This window comes from Acidovorax sp. GBBC 1281 (assembly GCF_028473645.1).
Taxonomy (GTDB): Bacteria; Pseudomonadota; Gammaproteobacteria; order Burkholderiales; family Burkholderiaceae_C; genus Paracidovorax.
The window spans coordinates 1,787,311-1,810,100 of the sequence record NZ_CP097269.1 but is presented as its reverse complement, the minus strand read 5'-3'; the positions used below and the strand labels follow the sequence as shown (position 1 = coordinate 1,810,100).

At 68.4% G+C, this 22,790-nt stretch carries 21 protein-coding genes and 1 pseudogene; 12 read left to right on the top strand and 10 right to left on the bottom strand.

Annotation, left to right across the window (positions count from 1 at the left end):
• Positions 1-63: 63 nt before the first annotated feature.
• The gene (locus M5C96_RS08160) at positions 64-1,047 is read right to left on the bottom strand and encodes a GlxA family transcriptional regulator (RefSeq protein ID WP_272568427.1); all 984 of its coding nucleotides are present in this window, start codon (positions 1,045-1,047) and stop codon (positions 64-66) included.
• Between the two features lie 354 nt (positions 1,048-1,401).
• Between M5C96_RS08160 and M5C96_RS08155 the strand changes: the two genes are divergently transcribed.
• The 8 genes and pseudogenes from M5C96_RS08155 to M5C96_RS08120 all read left to right on the top strand — a co-directional run bounded on the left by M5C96_RS08155 (position 1,402) and on the right by M5C96_RS08120 (position 11,206).
• Entirely contained in the window at positions 1,402-2,508 is a 1,107-nt protein-coding gene (locus M5C96_RS08155) for an S-(hydroxymethyl)glutathione dehydrogenase/class III alcohol dehydrogenase (protein ID WP_092744641.1), read from the top strand.
• 32 nt (positions 2,509-2,540) lie between these two features.
• Positions 2,541-3,466 (top strand): annotated as a pseudogene (locus M5C96_RS08150) (alpha/beta fold hydrolase).
• Positions 3,463-4,326, top strand: coding sequence for an S-formylglutathione hydrolase (fghA, locus tag M5C96_RS08145; RefSeq protein ID WP_272568425.1), 864 nt, complete (start codon positions 3,463-3,465; stop codon positions 4,324-4,326). The pseudogene M5C96_RS08150 and the gene fghA overlap by 4 nt, the downstream one beginning before the upstream one ends.
• Positions 4,327-4,408: 82 nt before the next feature.
• Positions 4,409-6,139 carry a phosphoethanolamine transferase gene (locus M5C96_RS08140; RefSeq protein WP_272568424.1) on the top strand — a complete coding sequence of 577 codons (1,731 nt, stop codon included), beginning with the start codon at positions 4,409-4,411 and terminating at the stop codon, positions 6,137-6,139.
• Positions 6,140-6,169: 30 nt separating this feature from the next.
• A complete protein-coding gene (locus M5C96_RS08135; protein ID WP_272568423.1) occupies positions 6,170-7,078 on the top strand; it encodes a LysR family transcriptional regulator in 909 nt (302 codons plus the stop codon).
• Between the two features lie 202 nt (positions 7,079-7,280).
• On the top strand, positions 7,281-8,072 hold the full coding sequence (locus M5C96_RS08130; RefSeq protein WP_272568422.1) for a putative hydro-lyase: 792 nt from the start codon (positions 7,281-7,283) through the stop codon (positions 8,070-8,072).
• Between the two features lie 44 nt (positions 8,073-8,116).
• Entirely contained in the window at positions 8,117-9,352 is a 1,236-nt protein-coding gene (locus M5C96_RS08125) for an MFS transporter (protein WP_272568419.1), read from the top strand.
• 219 nt (positions 9,353-9,571) lie between these two features.
• A complete protein-coding gene (locus tag M5C96_RS08120; protein ID WP_272568417.1) occupies positions 9,572-11,206 on the top strand; it encodes a methyl-accepting chemotaxis protein in 1,635 nt (544 codons plus the stop codon).
• A 137-nt stretch (positions 11,207-11,343) separates the two neighbouring features.
• On the opposite strand, the gene M5C96_RS08115 is transcribed toward M5C96_RS08120, so the two are convergent.
• From M5C96_RS08115 to M5C96_RS08105, 3 genes are read right to left on the bottom strand one after another with little or no spacing between them, the layout of a single operon-like run.
• Positions 11,344-12,222, bottom strand: a complete 879-nt coding sequence (locus M5C96_RS08115; protein ID WP_272568416.1) for a bile acid:sodium symporter family protein — start codon at positions 12,220-12,222, stop codon at positions 11,344-11,346.
• Positions 12,223-12,236: 14 nt separating this feature from the next.
• Positions 12,237-13,004: a class II aldolase/adducin family protein gene (locus M5C96_RS08110; RefSeq protein WP_272568415.1), complete on the bottom strand. Its 768-nt coding sequence runs from the start codon at positions 13,002-13,004 to the stop codon at positions 12,237-12,239.
• 47 nt (positions 13,005-13,051) lie between these two features.
• Positions 13,052-13,654 (bottom strand): HD domain-containing protein, encoded by a 603-nt coding sequence (locus M5C96_RS08105; RefSeq protein WP_272568413.1) that lies wholly within the window; start codon positions 13,652-13,654, stop codon positions 13,052-13,054.
• A 120-nt stretch (positions 13,655-13,774) separates the two neighbouring features.
• Here M5C96_RS08105 and M5C96_RS08100 point away from each other — a divergent pair, with 120 nt between their 5' ends.
• Positions 13,775-14,491, top strand: a complete 717-nt coding sequence (locus M5C96_RS08100) for a Crp/Fnr family transcriptional regulator (RefSeq protein WP_272568411.1) — start codon at positions 13,775-13,777, stop codon at positions 14,489-14,491.
• Between the two features lie 42 nt (positions 14,492-14,533).
• Here the strand turns inward: M5C96_RS08100 and M5C96_RS08095 are convergent, their stop codons facing one another.
• Positions 14,534-15,409, bottom strand: a complete 876-nt coding sequence (locus tag M5C96_RS08095; RefSeq protein ID WP_272568410.1) for a pirin family protein — start codon at positions 15,407-15,409, stop codon at positions 14,534-14,536.
• Positions 15,410-15,573: 164 nt separating this feature from the next.
• Here M5C96_RS08095 and M5C96_RS08090 point away from each other — a divergent pair, with 164 nt between their 5' ends.
• Positions 15,574-16,500, top strand: coding sequence for a LysR family transcriptional regulator (locus tag M5C96_RS08090; protein WP_272568408.1), 927 nt, complete (start codon positions 15,574-15,576; stop codon positions 16,498-16,500).
• A gap of 50 nt (positions 16,501-16,550) precedes the next feature.
• Here M5C96_RS08090 and M5C96_RS08085 read toward each other — a convergent pair whose 3' ends face one another.
• Positions 16,551-17,096: a GNAT family N-acetyltransferase gene (locus tag M5C96_RS08085; protein WP_272568407.1), complete on the bottom strand. Its 546-nt coding sequence runs from the start codon at positions 17,094-17,096 to the stop codon at positions 16,551-16,553.
• A 233-nt stretch (positions 17,097-17,329) separates the two neighbouring features.
• Here M5C96_RS08085 and M5C96_RS08080 point away from each other — a divergent pair, with 233 nt between their 5' ends.
• Positions 17,330-17,944 carry a putative glycolipid-binding domain-containing protein gene (locus M5C96_RS08080; protein WP_272568405.1) on the top strand — a complete coding sequence of 205 codons (615 nt, stop codon included), beginning with the start codon at positions 17,330-17,332 and terminating at the stop codon, positions 17,942-17,944.
• Between the two features lie 81 nt (positions 17,945-18,025).
• On the opposite strand, the gene M5C96_RS08075 is transcribed toward M5C96_RS08080, so the two are convergent.
• The gene (locus tag M5C96_RS08075) at positions 18,026-19,048 is read right to left on the bottom strand and encodes a sensor histidine kinase (protein ID WP_272568404.1); all 1,023 of its coding nucleotides are present in this window, start codon (positions 19,046-19,048) and stop codon (positions 18,026-18,028) included.
• A 97-nt stretch (positions 19,049-19,145) separates the two neighbouring features.
• On the opposite strand from M5C96_RS08075, the gene M5C96_RS08070 reads away from it, so the two are divergent.
• Positions 19,146-19,538, top strand: coding sequence for a YkvA family protein (locus tag M5C96_RS08070; RefSeq protein WP_272568402.1), 393 nt, complete (start codon positions 19,146-19,148; stop codon positions 19,536-19,538).
• Between the two features lie 115 nt (positions 19,539-19,653).
• On the opposite strand, the gene M5C96_RS08065 is transcribed toward M5C96_RS08070, so the two are convergent.
• The 3 genes from M5C96_RS08065 to M5C96_RS08055 all read right to left on the bottom strand — a co-directional run bounded on the left by M5C96_RS08065 (position 19,654) and on the right by M5C96_RS08055 (position 22,743).
• On the bottom strand, positions 19,654-20,139 hold the full coding sequence (locus M5C96_RS08065; RefSeq protein WP_272568401.1) for a hypothetical protein: 486 nt from the start codon (positions 20,137-20,139) through the stop codon (positions 19,654-19,656).
• Between the two features lie 160 nt (positions 20,140-20,299).
• Complete coding sequence (locus M5C96_RS08060; RefSeq protein ID WP_272568399.1) at positions 20,300-21,229, bottom strand: IS5 family transposase; 930 nt, start codon at positions 21,227-21,229, stop codon at positions 20,300-20,302.
• The gene (locus M5C96_RS08055) at positions 21,226-22,743 is read right to left on the bottom strand and encodes an NAD-dependent succinate-semialdehyde dehydrogenase (RefSeq protein WP_272568397.1); all 1,518 of its coding nucleotides are present in this window, start codon (positions 22,741-22,743) and stop codon (positions 21,226-21,228) included. The genes M5C96_RS08060 and M5C96_RS08055 overlap by 4 nt, the downstream gene beginning before the upstream one ends.
• Positions 22,744-22,790: the final 47 nt, after the last annotated feature.

Here is a 22,790-nt window from a genome sequence, read left to right as displayed (position 1 = left end):
CAGCCTGGCATCATGCCTTTTTTCCAAAAGGCCCGAGTGCCAACCGGGCCGCAGCGCCGGGGCTCAGCCCGGCCCGCCGAACCGCTCGCGGTAGGCCTGCGGGGTGATCCCCAGGCGGCGCAGGAACAGCCGGCGCAGCGGCTCGTTCGACCGGAAACCCACCCGCGCCGCCACGGTTTTGAGCGGCAGGCCGTTCTCTTCCTCCAGCAGCCGGCGGGCGCCTTCGAGCCGGGCCGTCTCGATGAAGTCCGACGGGCTTTGCCCGCATTCCTGCAGGAACACGCGGCGGAAGTTGCGCTCGCTCATGGCCGCCCGCGAGGCGAGCTGCTGCAGCGGCAGGGGCTCGGCCAGGTGCGACAGCACCCAAGCCTGCACCTCGCGGATGCCCGGGTGGCGCGTGCCCTGGCTGGCCAGGTGCATGCTGAACTGCGATTGCCCGCCGGGGCGCTTCAAGTACATCACCAGATCGCGCGCCACCTCCAGCGCCAGCGTACGGCCGAAGTCCTCCTCCACCAGGGCCAGCGCCAGGTCGATGCCGGCGGTGACCCCGGCCGAGGTCCACAGGTTGCCGCTGCGCACGTAGATCGCGTCGGCATCCACGCGCACGGCAGGGAAACGGCGCTGCAGCAGATCGGCCACGCTCCAGTGCGTGGCCGCCTGCGCGCCATCCAGCAGGCCAGCCGCCCCCAGGAAGAAGCTGCCCGAGCATAGCGCCACCATGTGCCGCACCCGCGGCGCGGTGGCCGCCGCCCAGGCCACCACGCCGGGGGATGCGGCCAGCGCCGTCTCGATGTCGCGGGACCCCACCACCAGCGCGATGTGCGGGTCCGGCCCCTGCCCCAACTGGCGCGTGGCCCGCAGCGACATGGCCGTGTCGGAAGGCACGTCGCCCAGCCCTTCAGCCGCCACCGACACCGCATAGCCCGGTGGCTGGCCGCGCCGCGCCAGGTGCACGTTGGCATAGTCGAACACCGACATGGGGCCGATCGCCTCCAGGGCCTTGAAGCCGGGGTAGACGACGATATCGACGGTGTAGGGAGCGGACATGGACGGGGCGGAAACCAAGGGATGGACAGACGGCGGGCGGCACGACCCGCTCCAGCGGCCAAGATGCCCGGCACGGCGGCCAAACACGGCCGGGCGCAGCGCCCCGGGTGGCCGAGCCGGCCAAACGCTTTTACGCTCGCGGCACCGGCATGCAGGACCGTCCGGGCGCAGCCCGGGCCGGGCCGGCGCAGCGATTGTCGCCGGACGATCCGGCCATGAAACGCGGCGGCCCCGCCGCATCTGCTAGAAAGACTGCTGCAGCCGCCCGACGTGCCGCCGCGCCCGCCGACCCACGGCGGCGCCGCGCCGCCCCCTTGCGAGCCACCGAACCACCACTGACAGGAGCCCCATCCCATGAAAACCCAAGCCGCCGTCGCCTGGAAGGCCGGAGAACCCCTCACCATCGAAACCGTGGACCTGCAGGGCCCGAAATTCGGCGAGGTGCTGGTCGAAATCAAGGCCACCGGCATTTGCCATACCGACTACTACACCCTCTCGGGCGCCGACCCGGAAGGGATCTTCCCCGCCATCCTGGGCCACGAAGGCGCGGGCATCGTGGTGGACGTGGGGCCGGGCGTGACCACCCTCAAGAAGGGCGACCACGTGATCCCGCTGTACACGCCCGAATGCCGCCAGTGCAAGTTCTGCCTGTCGCGCAAGACCAACCTGTGCCAGTTGATCCGCGGCACGCAGGGCAAGGGGCTGATGCCGGACGCCACCAGCCGCTTCAGCATCGACGGCCAGCCCATCTTCCACTACATGGGCACGAGCACGTTCAGCAACTACACCGTGGCCCCCGAGATCTCGCTGGCCAAGATCCGCGAGGACGCCCCGTTCGACAAGGTCTGCTACATCGGCTGCGGCGTGACCACCGGCATTGGCGCGGTGCTGTTCACCGCCAAGGTGGAGGCCGGCGCGAACGTGGTGGTGTTCGGCCTGGGCGGCATCGGCCTGAACGTGATCCAGGGCGCCAAGATGGTGGGCGCGGACAAGATCATCGGCGTGGACATCAACCCCGCCCGCCAGGAGATGGCGCGCCAGTTCGGCATGACGCACTTCATCAACCCCAACGAGGTCGAGAACGTGGTGGACGCCATCGTGCAGCTGACCGACGGGGGCGCGGACTATTCGTTCGAATGCATCGGCAACACCAAGGTGATGCGCCAGGCGCTGGAGTGCACGCACAAGGGCTGGGGCCGCAGCATCATCATCGGTGTGGCCGAGGCCGGCGCCGAGATCAGCACGCGCCCCTTCCAGCTCGTGACGGGCCGCAAGTGGGAAGGCTCGGCCTTCGGCGGCGCCCGGGGCCGCACCGACGTGCCCAAGATCGTGGACTGGTACATGGAGGGCAAGATCGACATCGACAGCCTGATCACCCACACCATGCCCTTGGCCGACATCAACCACGGGTTCGACCTGATGAAGCGCGGCGAGTCGATCCGCGGCGTGGTCATCTACTGACCGCCCCGCGGCAGACCCCGATGGTGCCCGCCATGGACCGCCTGGAACCCCTGCGCCGGATCGAGGCCGGCGTGCTCGACGTCGCGTATTTCGAGACGGGCCCCGCCGCGGGGCCGCCCGTCGTGCTGCTGCACGGCTTTCCCTACGACATCCATGCGTATGCCGAGGTCGCGCCGCGGCTGGCTGCGCAGGGATGCCGGGTGGTGGTGCCGTTCCTGCGGGGCTACGGTCCCACGCGGTTCCTGAGCGCGGCCACGCCGCGCTCGGGCGAGCAGGCAGCATTGGGCGCGGACCTGCTGGCGCTGCTCGATGCGCTGGCGATCGAGCGCGCGGTGCTGGCGGGCTACGACTGGGGCGGGCGGGCGGCCTGCGTGGTCGCGGCGCTGTGGCCCGAGCGGTGCGCCGGGCTGGTCTCGCTCAACAGCTACAACATCCAGGACATCGGCCGGGCCATGGTGCCCGACACGCCGGCCAACGAACAGCGCCTGTGGTACCAGTACTACTTTCACAGCGCACGGGGCGCGGCCGGCCTGGCGAACGACCGGCGGGCCCTCGCCCGCCTGCTGTGGCAGTCGTGGTCGCCGACCTGGGCGTTCGACGAGGCCACCTTCGAGCGCAGCGCCGCCGCGTTCGACAACCCCGATTTCGTGGACGTGGTGATCCATTCGTACCGCCACCGCTTCGGTCTGGTCTCGGGTGATCCGGCGTACGCCGGGATCGAATCGCGCCTGGCGGCGCAGCCGGCCATCTGCGTGCCGGCCATCACCTTCGACGGCGTGGACGACGGGGTTCGCCCGCCGGCCGACGCCTCGGCCCATGCCGCGAAATTCAGCGGCCTGCGCACGCACCGCTGGGTGTCGCCGGCCACAACCTGCCGCAGGAGGCCCCCGAAGCCTTCGCCGATGCGGTGCTCGAACTGGTCCGTGCCACGCCTTCTTCTTCACTTCCCACGCCATGACCCATCCCTTCCAGACCCTGTCGGAACACCGCAGCTTCGGCGGCACGCAGCGCTTTTTCCAACACGACTCCACCGAGATCGGCCTGCCGATGAAGTTTTCGGTGTACCTGCCGCCGCAGGCCGCCCACGGCCCGGTGCCCGCGGTGCTGTACCTGGCGGGGCTGACGTGCAACGAAGAGACCTTCATGGTCAAGGCCGGCGCGCAGCGCCGGGCCTCGGAGCTGGGCCTGGCACTGATCGCGCCCGACACCAGCCCCCGCGGCGGCGCGGTGGAGGCCCTGCCGGACGCCACCGCCCGCTGGGATTTCGGCGTCGGCGCGGGCTTTTACCTCGATGCGACCCAAGCGCCCTGGCGCACGCACTGGCGCATGGAAAGCTACCTGGTGCAGGAGCTGCTGCCCCTGCTGGGCCGGCACCTGCCGATCGACCTGGACCGCCTGGGCGTCTTCGGCCACTCGATGGGCGGCCATGGCGCGCTGACGCTGGCGCTGCGCCACCCCGGCCGCTTCCGGTCGCTCTCGGCCCTGGCGCCGATCTGCGCGCCCACGCAGTGCCCCTGGGGCGAGCGGGCGTTCACGGGCTATCTGGGCGCGGACCGCACGGCGTGGGGCGAACACGACGCCACGGTGCTCATGGAAAACCAGCCGCTGGCCCCCTACCCGGCCGGCATCCTGATCGACCAGGGGCTGGGCGACAAATTTCTCGCCGAGCAGCTCCATCCGGAGCGCTTCGAAGCCGCATGCCAGGCCATCGGCCAGCCCCTCACCCTGCGCCGCCACGGGGGGTACGACCACGGCTACTACTTCATCCAGACCTTCATCGAAGGCCATCTGGCACACCACGCCGGGCAGTTGGAATAGGCCGGCGGGCCCACCTACCCGTTTTGTAACTCCACGGGTAAGCCCTTAATTTGCTCTTAAGGCTGGCGCTCAAGAATGCGCGATGGCTCACATTCTGCAGCCGCAGTTGCGGCTTATTACAAAGACGAGCAAGGGAGCGTTGGGACATGCGGGGCTGGACCCCCGCAACGCCCTGCATCCGGCTTGGATCATCACCATCATCAGCCTCTGGCTGGCCACGGCCTGCAACGTGCCTTTGTGGCGGGCGCTTTTGCAATTGCCCAATGCCCACAGCCTGCGCGGCTGGGCGTTCCTGATGGCATTCGTCTTGGCAGTGGCCGCCGCCAATGCCGCGGTCATCGGCTTTCTCGCCTGGGGTCGCCTTCTCAAGCCCATGCTGGCCGTGGGTATCTTGCTGGCCGCTCTTGGTTCTTACTTCATGACGGCCTACGGCATCGTGATCGACACCGGCATGATCACCAACGTGCTGCAGACCGATCCGCGCGAGGCGGCCGACCTGCTCGACTGGCGCCTGCCGCTCACGATCGTGGCGCTGGCAGGGCCGCCCCTGTGGTGGCTGGCGCGCACCCGCGTGAAACCGCTCGGCTTTGCCCGGCAGATCTTGTTCCATGGCCTGCTGCTGCTGGGCTCGCTGGCCCTGGCCGCGGGCTTGGTCTTCGCCGTGTTCCAGGATTTTTCCTCTGCCATGCGCAACCACACGCAACTGCGCTATCTGGTCAACCCCCTGAATAGCATCTATGCCGTGGGCAATGCCGCTGCGCGCCCCCTGCGCCGGGATGCCGGCCCGCTGATGCCGCTGGGGCGCGATGCCAGGCTGGGGGCGTCCTATGCCGGCCAAGGCAAACCGCCGCTGCTGGTGCTGGTGCTGGGCGAGACCGGGCGCAGTGGCAATTTCGGCCTCAACGGCTACGGCCGCCCGACGACGCCCGAGCTGTCCGCCCGCAACGACCTCGTCAGCGCCCGCAACGCCTGGTCCTGCGGCACCAGCACGGCGGCATCCGTGCCCTGCATGTTCTCCAACCTGGGGCGCACCGCCTACGAAGCTAGCCACATCCGCTCCGAGGGGCTGCTGGACGTGCTGCAGCATGCCGGCCTGGCCGTGCTGTGGGTGGACAACCAGTCGGGCTGCAAGGGCGTGTGCGACCGCGTAGCCGAGGCCAGCACCTCGGCCAAGCCCGACGACCCCCAGTGGTGCGCCGACGGCAAGGAATGCCTGGACGATGTGATGCTCAAGGGCCTGGACGCCCGCATCGCGGCGCTGCCGGCCGAGCAGCGGGCCCGCGGGACCGTGGTGGTGCTGCACCAGATGGGCAGCCACGGCCCGGCGTATTTCAAGCGGTCGCTGCCTTCGCAAAAGCCCTTCCAGCCCGAATGCCGGACCTCTGCGCTGCAGGAATGCCAGCGCCAGGAAGTGGTCAACGCGTACGACAACAGCATCGTGTCCACCGACCATTTCCTCAACGCCACCATCCAGTGGCTGGCCGCGCAGTCGGGCACCGCACAGACCGCGATGATGTACGTGGCCGACCACGGTGAGTCGCTGGGCGAGAACAACATCTACCTGCACGGCATGCCCTACGCCATCGCACCCGATGTGCAAAAGCACGTGCCGTGGATCACCTGGCTGTCGCCCGCCATGCAATCGCGCACCCGCACGGCCACCGCCTGCCTGCAAAAGGACCTGGGCGAGCGGCGCCTGTCGCACGACCACTACTTTCACTCCATCCTCGGGCTGATGGACGTGCAGACCAGCGTTTACGAGGCATCGAAGGACATGTTCGCCACCTGCCGGGGCGCTGCCGCCGCGGGCTGAACGCCGCCCCCCCCGGCGACAATCGCGCCCATGAACCTGCGGTTTGTCGAAGCCTTCCACTGGGCCGCCTCGCTCAAGAGCATCACGCGGGCGGCCGAAAAGCTGCACATCACGCAATCCGCCCTGTCCAGCCGCATCGCCGCGCTGGAGGAGGAACTGGGCGTGATCCTGCTGGACCGGCGCGAGCGCCTGTTCCGCCTCACTGCCGCCGGGCAGCGATTTCAGTTGCTGGCCGTCCGCCTTCTGGAGTTGCAGCGGCAGGTGAAGGAAGAACTGGGCACCAGCCCGCACGCGCCGATGGCGCTGCGCATCGGGGCCATCGAATCGGTCGTGCACAGCTGGCTCACCGGCTGGCTGCAGGAGATGCGCAAGACCCGCCCCGACTTCGAGCTGGAGCTGACCGTGGAAACCTCACCCGTGCTGGTGGACCAGGTGCGGCGCGGGGCGCAGGACCTGGTGTTCACCTCCCTGCCCGCCACCGACACCGGGGTCCGCACGCGGACCATGCCGCCGCTGGAGCTGGTGTTCGTCGGGCACCGCACCCTGCACTCCGCGGGTCGGTACGACCTGCAGCGGCTGGCGCAGCACGACCTCATCACCTTCCAAAAGGGCTCGCACCCGCACCAGAGCCTGCTGCAGCTTTTCCAGGAATCGGGCGTGGCCGTGCCACGCATGCACGCCATCTCGTCGATTTCGGCCATGCTGCAGCTCGTGGAAGCGGGATTCGGCATCGCGGTGCTGCCGCGCGCCGTGACGCAGCGGCTGTCGCACCGCATGCCGCTGCACATCTTGCGGGCTTCGTGCGCGCTCACCGCCCTGCCCATCCACGCCAGCTACCGCGAAGACCCCGGATCGGGAATCACCGAATCGGTGCTGGAATCGGCCCAGGCGTACGTGGCCCAAACCCAGACTGCCCGAAAAAAGCGCACGCCGCGCTGACCGCACCGTCGCAGTGCACGCGCCCCCGGGAAAGCCCGGATGGCATTGGCATGCTTTTCGCAATATTGAAAATTCAGTGGTCGCCATCGATTTTTTCGATGACGTGAACGCAAAATTTTGCGTTGGATTCGCCGCCGTGCGGCTTTCAGAATCCGCGGCATTGCCACCACCGCAAGCCCCGCATTCCAGGGCTTTCACGACGATGCCATCCCCTGTTCTTTCCCCCGGCCCAGGCGCCGCCGCCGGGCTGACCGCCCGGTCCACCGCCCGCGACGTGCGCGCGGCCGCCCGCGCCGGGCACCTGTCGGACCACACGAGCGGCCTGGCCAGCGACTACGTGCAGGTCAACCTGGCCATCCTGCCCCAGGCGCTGGCCACCGAGTTCCAACGCTATTGCGAGCCCGGCTCGCCCGCCCTGCCCGCGCTGGGCGCGGACATCGACATCCGCACCGACCTGCCCCGCTATGCCGTGTGGCGCGACGGCGTGCAGGTGGACGCGCCCACCGACCTCTTCGCCCACTGGCGCGATGACCTCGTGACCTTCGCCATCGGCTGCTCGTTCTCGTTCGAGCACGCGCTGCTGGCGGACGGCATTCGCCTGCGGCACGTGGACCAGGGCCGCAACGTGTCCATGTACCGCACCGACCGCGCCACCGAGCCCAGCGGCGCGTTCCGCGGGCCGCTGGTCGTTTCCATGCGCCCCATGGCGGCCGCGGACGCGATCCGTGCCATCCAGATCACCTCGCGCATGCCGCAGGTGCACGGCGCCCCCGTGCATCTGGGCGACCCGGCGCTCATCGGCATCCACGACCTGTCCCGGCCCGACTACGGCGAGGCCGTGAGCGTGCAGCCGCACGAGCTGCCGGTGTTCTGGGCCTGCGGCGTGACGCCCCAGGCCGCCATCGCGGCAGCCCGCCCCGCCTTCTGCATCACCCACGCGCCGGGGCACATGCTGGTCACCGATCTGCTCAACCGCGATCTGGTGACCGCCTGACGCCGCCCTTCCTGTCCCACCCCTTCCAAGAAAGACTTCGCACCATGTGGCTCCGGCACACCTCCCCCACCGAGCGGCGCACCCTGGCCGCCACTTTCGCAGGCTATGGCGTCGATGGCTTCGACTACATGATCTACACCTTCCTCATCCCCACGCTGCTGGCCGCGTGGAACATGTCCAAGGCGGAGGCCGGCTACATCGCCACCGGTGCGCTGCTCACCTCCGCCATCGGGGGCTGGGCGGCCGGGGTGCTGGCCGACCGCTACGGCCGCGTGCGGGTGCTGCAGTGGACGGTGCTGTGGTTCACGCTGTTCACCTTCTTGAGCGGCTTCACCGAATCGTTCGGCCAACTGTTCTTCACCCGGGCCATGCAGGGCTTCGGCTTCGGCGGGGAGTGGGCCGTGGGCTCGGTGCTGATCGCGGAGACCATGTCGGCCAAGCACCGCGGCAAGGCGGCCGGGCTGGTGCAAAGCAGCTGGGCCGTGGGCTGGGCCGCTTCGGCGCTGGCGTTCTGGGGCGTGTATTCGATGCTGCCGCCGGAGATCGCCTGGAAGGTGCTGTTCTGGATCGGCATCGTGCCCGCCGTGCTCATCATCTACATCCGCCGCAACATCCAGGAGCCGCCGGTGTACCTGGCGGCCCAGGCCCGTGCCCGCGCCGCCGGCACGCAGGGCAGCTTCCTGCGCATCTTCCACCCCTCGCTGCTGCGCGCCAGCCTGCTGGCCACCGGCATGCAGGGCGCCTACTACTCGGTCACCACCTGGCTGCCGACCTTCCTCAAGACCGAGCGGCACCTGTCCGTGCTGGGCACCAGCACCTACCTGCTGGTGCTCATTGCCGGCTCGTTCTTGGGCTACCTCGCCAGCGCGTGGCTGTCGGACGTGATCGGCCGGCGCCGCTGCTTCATCCTGTTCGCGGCGATGGGCATGGCGCTGGTGCTGGCCTACACGCAGATCCCGATCACGGACGCCTGGATGCTGGTGCTGGGCTTTCCGCTGGGGTTCTTTTTGTCAGGCATCTTCTCGGGGATGGGCGCATTTTTGTCAGAACTGTTCCCCAGCGACGTGCGGGGCTCGGGCCAGGGGTTCTGCTACAACTTCGGCCGCGCCATCGGCGCCATCTGCCCGGCGCTGGTGGGCACGCTGAGCAACACGCTGCCGCTGGGGCAGACCATCGGCTGGATCACCGCCATCTGCTACGGGCTGGTGATCGTGGCGGCGCTCGCCCTGCCCGAAACGCTGGGCCGGGAGCTGGGCGCCGAGGCCGCGCCCATCCACTGAGCCGGCATTGCGCGGTGCGGAAACGTGCAAAAAGGGAGCCCCGTTTTCGCCGGGTGGCAGGCCGCGGGGTGCGGATCGAGCACGTAACTTGCATATGTATCAAAGCGTTGCGAACACCCGACAGAAAGGGGTAGCCCGACTGCCAGAGAAGGGGTGTTCACGGCCATACTGCGACCCATCCCAATGCCTTCCGTACGCCCTCCTGAAAGGACCCCTTCCATGAAAAAACTGACCTTGCGGCAAAAGCTCTGGCTCCCGCTGGTCCTCGCGTTGCTGGGGCTGCTGGCACTGACCTTCGTGAACGCGTGGCAGACCCGGCAGATCCAGTACCAGGCCCGGCAATCGGCCCTCTCCGACATCACCGACATGGCGCTGACCGTGGCCAGCGATTACGAAAAGCAGGCCCAGGCCGGCAAGATGAGCCAGGAGGAAGCCCGCAGCGCCGCCTTGGCGCGCATCGCCTCGCAGCGCTACGGCAAGGACGGCTACGTCACCGTCATCGGCTCCGACTCGATCATGGCGATGCACCCGATCAAGCCCGAGCTGAACGGCAAGAACATGATCGCCTTCAAGGATGCCAAGGGCAACCTGCTCTACGTGAACATCGCCGCCGCCGGAGCGCAGGGCCGCGGGTTCCTCGAATACTGGTGGCCGCGCCCGGGCAGCGACGCCCCCAGCCCCAAGATCGGCTACGTTGTGCGCTTCAAGCCCTGGAACTGGGACCTGGTGGCCGGCGACTACGTCGACGACATCGAGCAGGCCTACCGCGCCTCGCTGTACCGCGCGATCGGCTTGCTGGCCCTGCTGGGGCTGGTGATCTCGGCCCTCACCGGGCTGGTGGTGCGCGACATCGAACGCTCCGTGGGCGGCGAGCCGCGCGCCGCCGCCGGCGCCGCGATGCGCATGGCCGACGGCGACCTGCAGGCGGAAATCCCGCTGCGCGCCCGCGACGAGCAAAGCCTGATGTACGCCATCGGCTTCATGCGCGACCGGCTCGCCAGCATCCTGCATCGCATCCAGCAGGCCACCAGCACCATCGACCATGCGGCCAGCGAGATCGCCCAGGGCAACGGCGACCTGTCGCGCCGCACCGAGCAGCAGGCCTCTTCGCTGCAGCAGACCGCCTCCAGCATGGAAGAGCTGACCGCCACCGTGCGCCAGAACGCAGACAACGCCCGCCAGGCCGCGCAGTACGTCTCCAGCACGGCCCAGACCGCCGTGCAGGGCGGCCAGGTGGTCAACCAGGTGGTCGAGACCATGCGCTCCATCAGCGCCAGTTCGCGCAAGATCAACGAGATCATCGGCGTGATCGACGGCATCGCCTTCCAGACCAACATCCTGGCGCTGAACGCGGCGGTGGAAGCCGCCCGCGCCGGCGAGCAGGGCCGCGGCTTCGCCGTGGTGGCCTCCGAAGTGCGCGGGCTGGCCCAGCGCAGCGCGGCCGCCGCCAAGGAAATCAAGACCCTCATCAGCGAATCGGTCAACGAGGTCCACACCGGCTCCGAGCTGGTCGAGAAAGCCGGCAAGACCATGGGCGAAGTGGTCGAGTCCGTGCACCGCATCTCGGGCCTGATGGAAGGCATCGCCTCGGCCAACGTGGAGCAGACGGCCGGCATCGAAGAGGTGAACCGCGCCGTCTCGCAGATGGACGAGATGACGCAGCAGAACGCCGCCATGGTGGAAGAAGCCAGTGCCGCCACCTCGGCCATGGCCTCGCAGGTGGCCGTGCTGCGCGAGGCGCTGGCCGTGTTCCAGCTGGGCGAGGCCGCAGCGCTCGCGGCCGAGCACCACCCCACGCCGGCCCCGGCGCCCAAGGTCTCGCCACGGCCTTCCACCCGCCTGCTGCGCGCCTGACCAGGCCTGCAGCGTGGGCTGGCCGGCACGGTGCCGGCGGCCCGCGGGAGGCGATGGTTCTGGGGGTGTGCGCCCTAGCACCCTAGCGTGAACGGGCACCGCAGGGGCTCTAACTCTGAGCCGGAACCGCAGGCGCGCTAATTCTGAGCCGGCACCGCACGCGCCGGACGGCGAAGCAGCAGCCAGCCGAACAGCGGCGCCGTGATGTACATCAGCACCGAGTAGATGGCCGCGGGCAGCGCCAGCGTGTAGCTGCCCAGCACGCTCAGGGCGATGAAGATGGCCAGCGTCGAGTTGTGGATGCCGATCTCGTAGCTCACCGCGGTGGCCAGCGGCTTGTCCAGCCCGGCCGCGCGGCTCAGGTAGTAGCCGGCCAGCAGGCTCGCCAGATTGAACACCAGCACCGCCGGCCCGATCTCGGCGAAGGTACTGGCGATCGAACTCCACTCCTTGGCGATCGACAGGATGGACACCACCGCCAGCACCAGCGCGCTGAAGACCTTCACCGGCTTTTCCATGCGCGCCGCGAAGGCCGGCCAGCGGGCCGCCGCGGCCATGCCCAGCCCCACCGGCACCAGCACGATGGCGATCACCTCCAGGAGCTTGCCGGTCTGGATCGGCACCACCTGCCCGCTCTGGGCGAAGTGGGCGATGGCCGCGTTGGCGATGATCGGCAGCGTGACGATGGACAGCAGCGTGTTCACCGCCGTCAGCGAGATGTTCATCGCCACGTTGCCGCCGAACAGGTGAGAAAACAGGTTGGCCGAGATGCCGCCCGGCGACGCGGCCAGCAGCATCAGGCCGATGGCGAACATGGGCGACAACCCGAAGGCGCGGATGATCGCGTAGCACAGGATCGGCAGGCCGATCACCTGCAGGCCGAGCGCGATGCCCACGGCCTTGGGACTGTGCAGCAAACGCCGGAAGTCGGCCACCCGCAGGGTGAGGCCGAGCCCGAACATGACGAGGGCCAGCGCGCCGAACAGAAAGCGCGTGACGATGAGGGTGCTGTCCATCGGGGCCGCCGCGCTCAGTCGCGGTAGCCCGGGTCGATGCGGTCGAGCTTGCGGATCAGCGCGGGCCAGACGAACTGCCCGCCCAGGCCGCCCGTCTGCACCTTCATCGCATGGCCCACCCCCTGCACGATCTGCGGGTGCACCCGCGTCAGCTCCCCTCCGCCCGACTGCGCGGCGATCTGGATCTGGCAGGTGGATTCGAACGTGTACATGGCCAGGAACGCATCCGCCACCGTCTTGCCGCAGGTGAGCAGGCCGTGGTTGCGCAGCATGAGGAAGTTGGCATGGCCCAGGTCGGCCTGCAGGCGGGTCTTCTCGTCGTCGCGGATCGCCACGCCTTCGTAGTCGTGGTAGGCCAGCGAGGTCAGCACGAAGGTCGACTGCTGGCTGATGGGCAGCACGCCGTCCTTTTGCGCGCTCACGGCGATGCCGGCCCGCGTGTGGGTGTGCAGCACGCACTGGATGTCGTCGCGTGCCGCATGCACCGCGCTGTGGATCACGAAGCCCGCCGGGTTCACCGGGTGGGGCGAGTCGATCACCTTGTTGCATTGCGCATCCACCTTGACCAGGCTGGACGCCGTGATCTCGTCGAACATCAGGCCGTAGGGGTTGATGAGAAAGTGGTGCTCCGGCCCCGGCACCCGCGCGCTGATGTGGGTGAACACCAGGTCGCTCCAGCCGTGCAGGGCCACCAGGCGGTAGCAGGCGGCCAGATCGACGCGCAACTGCCACTCTTCGGCAGACACGAGTTGCCGGACTTCGGACGGGGTGATCGCATTCATGAAAATTCCTTGGGTTGGGTGCATGGGACAGAGGGCGCCGGCAGCCGTCAGGCGGCGGCCGGCTGCGGCGGCTGCAGCGCCGCCTTGTAGAAGCTCTGGCGCGGCTGGGCCAGCACGCGCCGCAGCATCGGCATGAACGTGTCGAGCGGCAGCGTCTCGGCGTGCGGGTCGAACGCCGGGTTGTCGTAGCGCTCGCAAAAATCGGCCGTCTGCTGGTAGTGCGGGTGCCCCGCGAACTGGTCGCGCAGGTGGCGGTCCAGCCCGATGTGGTGAAAGAAATAATGGCCCTGGAAGATGCCGTGGTGCTTGACCATCCAGTGGTTGGCCTCGCTCACGAACGGCTGCAGGATGGCGGCCGCGATGTCGGGGTGGTTGAACGATCCCAGCGTGTCGCCGATGTCGTGCAGCAGCCCGCACACCACGTACTCCTCGTCCCGGCCGTCACGCAGCGCGCGGGTGGCCGTCTGCAGCGAGTGCGTGTAGCGGTCCACCGGAAAGCCGCCGTAGTCGCCTTCCAAGATGCGCAGGTGCGCCGCCACCCGGTCTGCCAGGCCGCGCGAGAACTGCATGAATTCGCCGCCAATCGTCTGCCAGTCCTCGCGCGTGCTGTCCTGCATGCGCACGAAGGTCGCCTTTTTTGGGGTCTGCATCGTGTTGTCTCCGTGGGGGAACCGGGCCACTGTAGGCGCGCCCTGCCCCGCCAACTGTCCAATAATTGACAGTTCGACCCCTTGGTTTACCCGCCCGCGCCGCACCGCACACCGCACTGCATGCCCTACACGCCCCCGCTGTCGCCCGCCCACCGCCGCGCCCTGGAAGGCAATCCCTGGTTCGCCGCCCTGCCCGCCGCGCAGCGCGGCGCACTGCTGGGGGCGGCGGAGCGGGTGCACCTGCAGCGCGGCGCCATGCCGTTTCGCCAGGGCGACCCGGTGGGCGCGGCCGGCAGCGGGTTCTACGGCCTGCTGGCCGGCACCCTGAAGATCTCCACGCTGCGCGACGATGGCCGCGAAGCCATCCTGGTGCTGCTGGAGCCGGGCAACTGGTTCGGCGAGATCACGCTCATCGACGGCTCGCCGCGCACGCATGACGCCACCGCGCTCACCGGGGTGGACCTGCTGGTGGTGCCGCCCGCCGCCTTCGCCGCGCAGATGGCCGACCCCGTGTTCGCCAACGCCATGGCCACCCTGCTCGCCTCGCGGGTGCGGGGCCTGTACAGCATGATGGAAGACGCCACCCTGCGCGGGCTGCGCGTGCGCGTGGTGCACCGCCTGCTGGCCCTGGCGCGCGGCGACGCCACCCAGTCCGCCACCCTGCGGCCTAGCGTGGCCGTGCCGCAGGAGGCTTTGCCCATGATGCTCGGCGTGACGCGGCAGACCCTGTCGAAAGAGCTCAACGCCCTGGCGCAGGAAGGGCTGATCGGCCTGCGCTACCGGCGCATCGAACTGCTGCAACTGGAAGCGCTGCAGCGCGTGGGCGGCGCGAACTGAACGGGCCCGTGCCCACCGTGCTCGCCCGGCGGCGCGGTGCCGTCAACCGCTGAACACCGCCGTGCGCCGCTGCTGCCCCGCAGGGCGCAGTGCCATGCGCTCGGCCAGCGCCTGGATGCCTGCCTCCCCCTTCGCCAGGGCCGCCCGGCTGGTGTGCACCGAATACATGCCCGTTACCAGATCGTGCGGATGCGGCTCGGCGGACCCGATCACGAACACCGCGCTGCGCTCCTGCGAGGCCTGCAGTTCGATCGTGCCGGATGCGCCGAACACCGCCATCTCGCCCGTGGCCACCGCGTTGGGACCGACCAGTTGGCCGTGGCTGACCGCCAGCCAGGCCGCATCGTGCCCCTGGGGTGGCGCATACGTCCAAGCCTGGCCGGGCTGCAGCGTGACGAGCAGGTAGTGAACGCCCTCCGGCGCCCGCACCGGGCTGCGAAGGCCGGCATATTCGCCAAGGATCACCGTGACCGGGCCGGTGGCGGGCATGGCCCTGGCCTCGATGTACTGGCTGTCCACCGGGCCGTTTTCCAGTTCGGGCGGCAGGGCCAGCCACAGCTGGAAACCCGCGATGCGCGGCGAGTCCCCGGGTGAAAGTTCCTTGCCATGCCACACGCCGCCCCCGGCGCGCATCCACTCCACGCCGCCGTAGGCCAGTTCCCCCTCGCCCGATGCCGCGTCGTCGAAGCGAAAGTCGCCTTCGGTCACCACCGTGACGGTGGCCAGTCCCGAGTGCGGGTGAATGGGCATGCCACCGGCAAACGACGATTCGCCCTGGAACAGATCCAGAAACACGAAAGGCTTGAGCACCTGGCCCAGGTCGCCAGGGCTCATCAGCCGGGTGATGGGGCCGTGTCCACGGCCACGGGTGCGCCGCACGATGGTTCGTTGGGCGGTGGGGGAAAGCAAGGCGGACATGGTGGGTGCTCCTGAAAAGACGGGCCGGAAAAATCTGCGCCGGTGCCACATCCGATTTGCCGTGGCGCCGCTACCCATCCAATGTAGAGACGCGCCCTCCATCTGCAAAGCCTATTTGATTGAATATGATCCATCTTCTTTAGCGATGGATTGAGGACATCACCATGCTCGATGGCGTCTCACTGGACCACCTGCGCATCTTCGTTGCCGCGGTGGAAACCGGCAGCTTCTCGGCAGCCGGCCGCCGCGTCGGCCGGGCGCAATCGGTCGTCAGCCAAGCCATCGCCGGGCTGGAGGCGCAACTCGGCGTCACGCTGTTCACCAGGGCGGCGCGCCTGCCCGCCCTCACTCCGGAAGGCAAGGCACTGGCCGGCCGCGCCCGCGACATCGTTCGCGCGGCCGACACGCTCAAGGCAGAGGCACGCTCGATGGCCGCCGGCCTGGAGCCCGAACTGTCGGTCGTGGTCGATGTCATGTTCCCCATGGCGGCCCTGACCGACGCCATCGGCGCCTTTGCCGTCGCCTTTCCCGGCACCACGCTGCAACTGCAGGTGGAGGCACTCGGCGCCGCGGCCCAATGGGTGCTGGACGGGCGCTGCCGCGTGGGTGTGATGGGTTCGCTGCCCGTCATTCCGCCGGAGTTCGAACAGGTGCCGCTCATGGGCGTGCCCATGGTCACTGTAGCGGCCCCGGGATCGCCGCTGGCACGGCAGCCGGGCCGGCTGACGCGCCAGCAGCTGAAAGGCCATGTCCAGCTCGTCCTCACCGACCGCTCGCCCCTCACCGCCGGCCGCGACTTCGGCGTGCTGGGCGACACCGTGTGGCGCCTGGCGGACATCGGTGCCAAGCACGCCTTCCTGCGCGCCGGTCTCGGCTGGGGGCACATGCCCCGGCCCATGGTGGAAGACGACCTGCGCGACGGGCGGCTGGTGCGCATCCAGGTGGAGACCGGCGTGCAGGGCGATCCCATGCTCGAGATGAAAGCGGTCTATCGGCGCGACGCGCTGCCCGGGCCTGCGGGCCGATGGCTGATCGAGCGGCTGCGGCGATACCCGGATTGCGGCGAGGCGCGCGCGACCCCGGCGGCTTGAGGACGGCGCGGTGCGGTGCGCCCTCTCACCAGCACCGAACGGTCCGCCGCCTAACCGTCGACCGGATCGAGCGGCGTCTCCAGCGTGAGCTGGTAGAGCGCCGCATCCAGCCACCGGCCGAACTTGAACCCCACCTGCGGCATCGTGCCCGTGTGGACGAACCCCAATTGCCGGTGCAGCCGGATGCTCCCCTCGTTGGCCGCGTCGATGCAGCCCACCATCGCGTGCAGGCCTTCGGCCCGGGCCCGCTCCACCAGCGTTCGCATCAGCAGCGCGCCCAGCCCGCGCCCCCGGCAGTCCTTGTGCACGTAGACGCTGTGCTCCACCGTGTACTTGTAGGCCGGAAACGCCCTGAAAGTGCCCCACGAGGCAAAACCCATCAACGCGCCTTGCGCGTCGACCGCTCCCACCACGGGAAAGCCGTTCGCGCGCTTCGTGGCGAACCAGGCAGACATCGCCGATGGCGGGCGTGCCGCATAGTCGTAGAGGGCCGTCGAATGAGCGATGGCCTCGTTCAGAATGTCGAGAATTGCGCCCGCATGGGCGGCCTCGTCGCAGTCGATCAGTCGAACCTCGGGGATGGGGGTGTGATTCATGGGGAACATGCCGAACGGCGGAAGGGTTTCAGGGCTTTGGAACAACCGGCGGCATCGGCAGAGCGCCCTGCGAAAGCGGCCCGCCGGCCCTGTTGCCTTTCATGCCACCATCGCCTCGTCCAGTAAAGTGGAATATGTTTCCATCTTAATGGAATCTGCGCACCATCCTGCACCAGAACCGAAACCGCGGACCCGGCTTCTTCGCCGGTGCAGCCGCCTGAAGGAGCCCGCACATGCCCATCGCCCCTGCTTCCGACCCCACTCCCACACCCGCTTGCGCCACACCCGGCACATCCGTTTTGTTCTGGCGCGGAACGGCCAATGCCAACCTGGAGCGGCTGGCGCTGCACGTCGCGCACGACGGCATCACCGCATCGTCCACGGTGATCGGCCTGGAGGGCGGCGGCTTCCAGCTCACCCATCGCTGGCGGATCACACCCGACTGGCACACGCAGTCGGTCGAGGTCGAGCGCTGGAACGCCAACGGCCACCGGCGGTTGGCGCTCGAACGCAACGGCAGCGGCTGGACCGTCGACGGCAAGCCGCGCACCGATCTGGACGGCGCCGAAGAACCCGACCTGTCCGCGACCCCTTTCTGCAACACCTTCCCGATCCTGCGCACGCCGCTGTCCACCGGCAAAAGCCTCCGCCTGGAAACCGCCTTCATCGACGCACTGGAGTGGACCGTCACGCGGTCGCGGCAGCGGTACGACCGGCTCGGACCGAGGCAGCTGCGCTATGTGGACCTGGGCCTTTTCAGGGGATTCGAAGCCCTCCTGACGGTGGACGCCAACGGTTTCGTCGAGCGCTATGAAGGCCTCTTCGAACGCATCCGACCGGCCTCCTGACCCTGGTGCAGCGCGGGCTGCCGCGCCGGGCGGCGGCGCCTTCAGGCACCCGTGCGGGCCAGGGGGAGCACCACCGTGAACTCACTTCCCAGGCCCAGTCCCTGGCTCTCGGCCACCACCTCGCACCACCTCGCCCCCGTGGGCCAGCACGATCTTGCGCACGATCGCCAGTCCCAGGCCCAGCCCGCCTTCCGCATTCGAGGCGGCGCCCGGCGCCTGGACGAACGGCTCGAACAAGTCGGCCACGGAGCCTGGAGGCAGGCCCACGCCGTTGTCCCGGATCGCCACCGCCACCTGGCGCTCGCCGCGCCATTGCACCTGCAGGGCGATCTCGCCACCGGGATCGGTGTACTTGGCGGCGTTGGTCAACAGATTGGCGAACACCTGGACCAGCCGCAGCGCATCGCCAGTGACCACCACGGGCGCATCGCCCAGATCGGCGTCGAGCCGGTGGCCCTTCTTGGCCACCAGCGGCGCGCTCTGCTCGAGCGCCTGTCGCAGCACCTGCTGCAGATCCACCGGCACCTTCGGCGGCGGGCTTGCGCGCATCAGCCCAGACAGGTCGAGCAGGTCGTCCGCCATGCGCGTGAGTTGCGCCACCTGGCGGCCAATCATCTCGCTGGCCCGCAGCACCCGTTTTTCATCGCCGGGCGAGCGCTGCAGCACCGCCTGCGCGGAATGGATGGCGGACAGCGGGTTGCGGATCTCATGGCCGAGGATGGCCATGGCGTTGTCCTTGGCACGGTTGCTGGCTTTGAGTTGCTGCATCTTTTCCGCCAGCGCCACGCGCGAGCGCCGCAGTTGCCCGCCCATCAGACCGATGCCCAGGCCGATCGCCAGGAAAAGCAGAAGCCGGGCCACGTTCTCTGGCTGCAGCACCTCGCGCAAACCAGCGCCGCGCTCGATGAACAGGTACGTGCCCACCGACGTGCCCAGCACCGTGGCCAGCAGTGCCGGGCCGAACCCTCCATAGATCGCGGCCACCACGATCGGCACCGTCAAAATGAGGTACGGCCCCTGCTGCCCCAGCACCGGATTGAGCAGGTAGCGCAACAGCAGCGCTGCCGCCACGGCGGCGACGGCGGTCAGATAGTGACGATTCATGCGCGCGATGATGCCAGGGCCTTGGCCCCTCTTTGCCGTGCCGCGGGCGCTCTGCGGGTTCTGCCACAAAATCGGTCTACCAACCCCTGCCCGCACCATGTCCGTCCACGAAACCCTGAAGGCCTGGGCCTGGCGCATCAAGCGAGACGGCGTCACGCTCTGGTTCGCCTGCAAAAGCCCCGCCACACCGTGGTATGCGAAAGCGCTGGGCGTGGTCGTCGTGGCCTATGCGCTCAGCCCCATCGACCTGATCCCGGACTTCATTCCGGTACTGGGCTACCTGGACGACGTCATCGTGCTGCCGGCGCTGATCTGGCTCACCGTGAAACTGCTGCCCGCGCCCGTGCTGATGTCGTGCCGAAGCCAGGCAGACGAATGGATGCGAACGGAGGGCCGCAAGCCCCGCAGCCGAGCGGGTGTGGTCTTGGTTCTCGTGGTTTGGCTGGGGGCTGGAGCCTTGGGCTACCTGCTGCTTCGGGACAGGTGGTAGCGCCCCGGCCGTTTGCCTGCACTGCGCAGACCCTGCGCGTGGGCCTTCGCATGCAGCGCATTGAAAGAATTTTTCCGCAGAGACCGCACCGGCCGACGCTACAGGTCTCGCGCCATCACTTCACGGGCAACCTTCTGATGTGGGGGAAGCTCAGCCCATAGTTGCCCGCGACGCCCGGCGCAACGCCAGGATTGGTCAGCTTGATGAACGATGCACCGATGATCGGAATGCCATTGCTGTCCGAAGTCGTCAGGCCCGCCCAGCCTTCCCGAAACCCACCGCTCAGCCGCCTGCGGTTGACTTCGGAGGACAGTACGTACGAGTCGCTGAAAGCGAATACGGAAACCGCGCCGCAGCTTTCATACTTCTCGTTGGGGAAGTTTGGGTTGTAGCGGGCAGTGACGGTCGCCTCGCGATCGGCCATCCACAGGTCCCACGTGCCGTGCATGCTGCAGATGCTCTGGCCGACTTCCGTATTGCCCGAATGGAAATACTGCAAAGTCGTGCGCAAGGGAGGCACCACGGAATACACCCGCTGGTCCGCGGGGTCCGGTTGGCTGTAGTCCTTGCCCACGCTGTACCGCTTGGTGGGGGTTGCCACGACCCAATCCGTGCGGGCCGAAATCGAAGCATCGAGAACCACCTGATTCCTGAATCCGGCCACCGTCAGCAGCCGGGAAAGGTCGGCCGCCGTCGTGGCAGCGTTGGGCGCTGTTGCACAAATCGAATTGCAGACGGCATGACCCCAACCCCAGACGGACCTATGCCACAGCAGTCACCGACACGGTGTGAGGACGGCCGATCTGACTGAACCGATTGAGCAAGGCCACGCGGACATGCAGCTCCACAACCTGGCGGTCGAACGTGCGCGCGATCACCCGTTCGCCCAGTCGCTTGAAGCAGTGCATCTTCGTCTCCACAAGGCTGCGCCGGTGGTAGCCGCTCCACTTCTTCCAAATGCCGCGACCCAGGCGCTGGCACGCCCGAATGGCCTCATTACGATGCGCCGAGCCCGGACTCGACTTCTTCCAATGGCTGGCGTTCTTGCGGGGCGGGATCACCGCCATCGCGTGCCGCTCGGCAATGGCGTCCAGGCAGGCGCGCGTGTCGTAGGCGCCATCGGCACTGACGCTTTCGATGGATTCGTCAGTGGGAATCTGAGCCAGCAACCCGGGCAACATCGGCGCATCCCCAATGGCGTTGCTGGTCACCTCGATGGCGCGTATTTCCAGCGTCTGCGCGTCGATGCTCAGATGGACCTTGCGCCATTCGCGCCGGTATTCAGCACCATGCTTCTTGCGTTTCCACTCTCCTTCGCCCAGGAACTTGATGCCGGTGCTGTCCACCAGCAACTGCAGCGGCGAGTTGGTTCGCTGGTAGCTCAGTTCGACCTGCAAGGTCTTTTGGCGCCGGCAAACAGTGCTGAAGTCAGGTACCGGCCAGTCCAGCTTTGCCAGCCGCAGCAGGCTCTGCACCATGCCCAGCGCCTGTCGCAAGGGCTGGCCGAACAGGCACTTGATGCTCAGGCAGAACTGGATTGCTGCGTCCGAGAAGGTTCGGCTGCGTCCACGCCTGCCGGTCGGCGTGCCAAACCACATCGTCAACGAGCCTCGCGCTTTCAGCGCCGCGTTGTACGCCTTCCAGTTCGTCGTGCGGTACTTGCTCCGCTGCCTGTTCTTCGTCTCTGTCACGCAGTCAGTCTACGGGCATCAGCATCGCGATTTGTGCAACAAAGCCAGCCCAGCCCGCCCTGGCACACATACTTCGTGTGCAGGTAATCCTCCAGCCCGTGCGTCGATCCCTCGCGCCCGTAGCCCGACTCCTTCACACCCCCGAACGGCGCGGCCTCCGCCGCCAGCGCCCCTTCGTTGATCCCCACGATCCCCGTCTCCAGGGCTTCCGCCACGCGCCAGATGCGGCGCACGTCCTGGCTGTAGAAGTACGCTGCCAGCCCGAACGGCGTGTCGTTGGCGGCGGCGATCACCTCTTGTTCGTTGTCAAAGCGCGTGAGCGGTGCCACCGGCCCGAAGGTCTCCTCGCAGGCGCAGGCCATGGTCGCATCGGCGTTCTCCAGCACCGTGGGGGCGTAGTAGGTGGCGCCCAGGTCGGTCAGGCGCTGGCCACCGGTAAGCACCTTCGCGCCCTTGGCCACGGCGTCCTGCACGTGCCGCTCTATCTTCTCCACCGCCCGGGCATTGATCATCGGCCCGATCTGCGAGGCCGGGTTGCTTGCCGGCCCCACCTTCAAGGCCGCCACGCGGGCGGTGAGCTTTTGCGCGAACTCGGCATGCACCTTGCCGTGCACGAACACCCGGTTGGGGCACACGCAGGTCTGGCCGCCGTTTCTGAACTTGGCGGCCATGAAGCCGTCCACGGCGGCGTCCACGTCGGCATCCTCGAAGACGATGAAGGGGGCGTTGCCGCCCAGCTCCAGCGAGAGCTTCTTGAGCGTGTCGGCGCTGCGGCGCGCCAGGTGCTTGCCCACGGGCGTGGAGCCGGTGAAGGTGATCTTGCGCACGCGCGCATCGTCGAGCCACACGTCCACCACCTCGGGCGTCTTCTCGCGCGAGGCGGTGACGATGTTCAGCACGCCCGGCGGCACCCCGGCCTCGTGGGCCAGCAGCACCAGGGCGAGGGACGTGAGGGGCGTGTCCTCGGCGGGCTTGCAGACCACGGTGCAGCCGGCCGCCAGGGCCGGGGCGATCTTGCGGGCGATCATCGCGGCGGGAAAGTTCCACGGGGTGATGGCAGCCACCACACCCACGGGCTCCTTCAGGGCGAACATGCGCCGGCCGGGCACGGGGGCGGGAATGACTTCGCCGTTCATGCGCGTGGCCTGTTCGCCGAACCATTCGATGTAGCTGGCGGCATAGGCCACCTCGCCCTTGCCTTCGGCCAGGGGCTTGCCCTGCTCCAGCGAGATCAAGGCGCCCAGGTCGTCCTGGTGGGCCAGTACCCGATCGTTCCAGCGTTTGATGATGGCCGCGCGCTGCTTGGCGGGCACCTGGCGCCAGGCGGGAAAAGCGGCATGGGCGGCTTCCAGCGCGGCCCGGGCCTCGGGGGCGCCGGAGTCGGGCACTTCGGTGATGGTGGTACCGGTGGCCGGGTCGGTCACGGGCAGCAGCGCGCCGGGGCCGGGGTGCCACTGGCCGGCGATGAAGTTGGCGCTGCGGATCAGGTCGGGGCGGTGGAGGGTCAGGGGCATGGCAGGGAAGGAAGGGGGTTTGAATGAAATCGGGCTCCAGTGCAAAT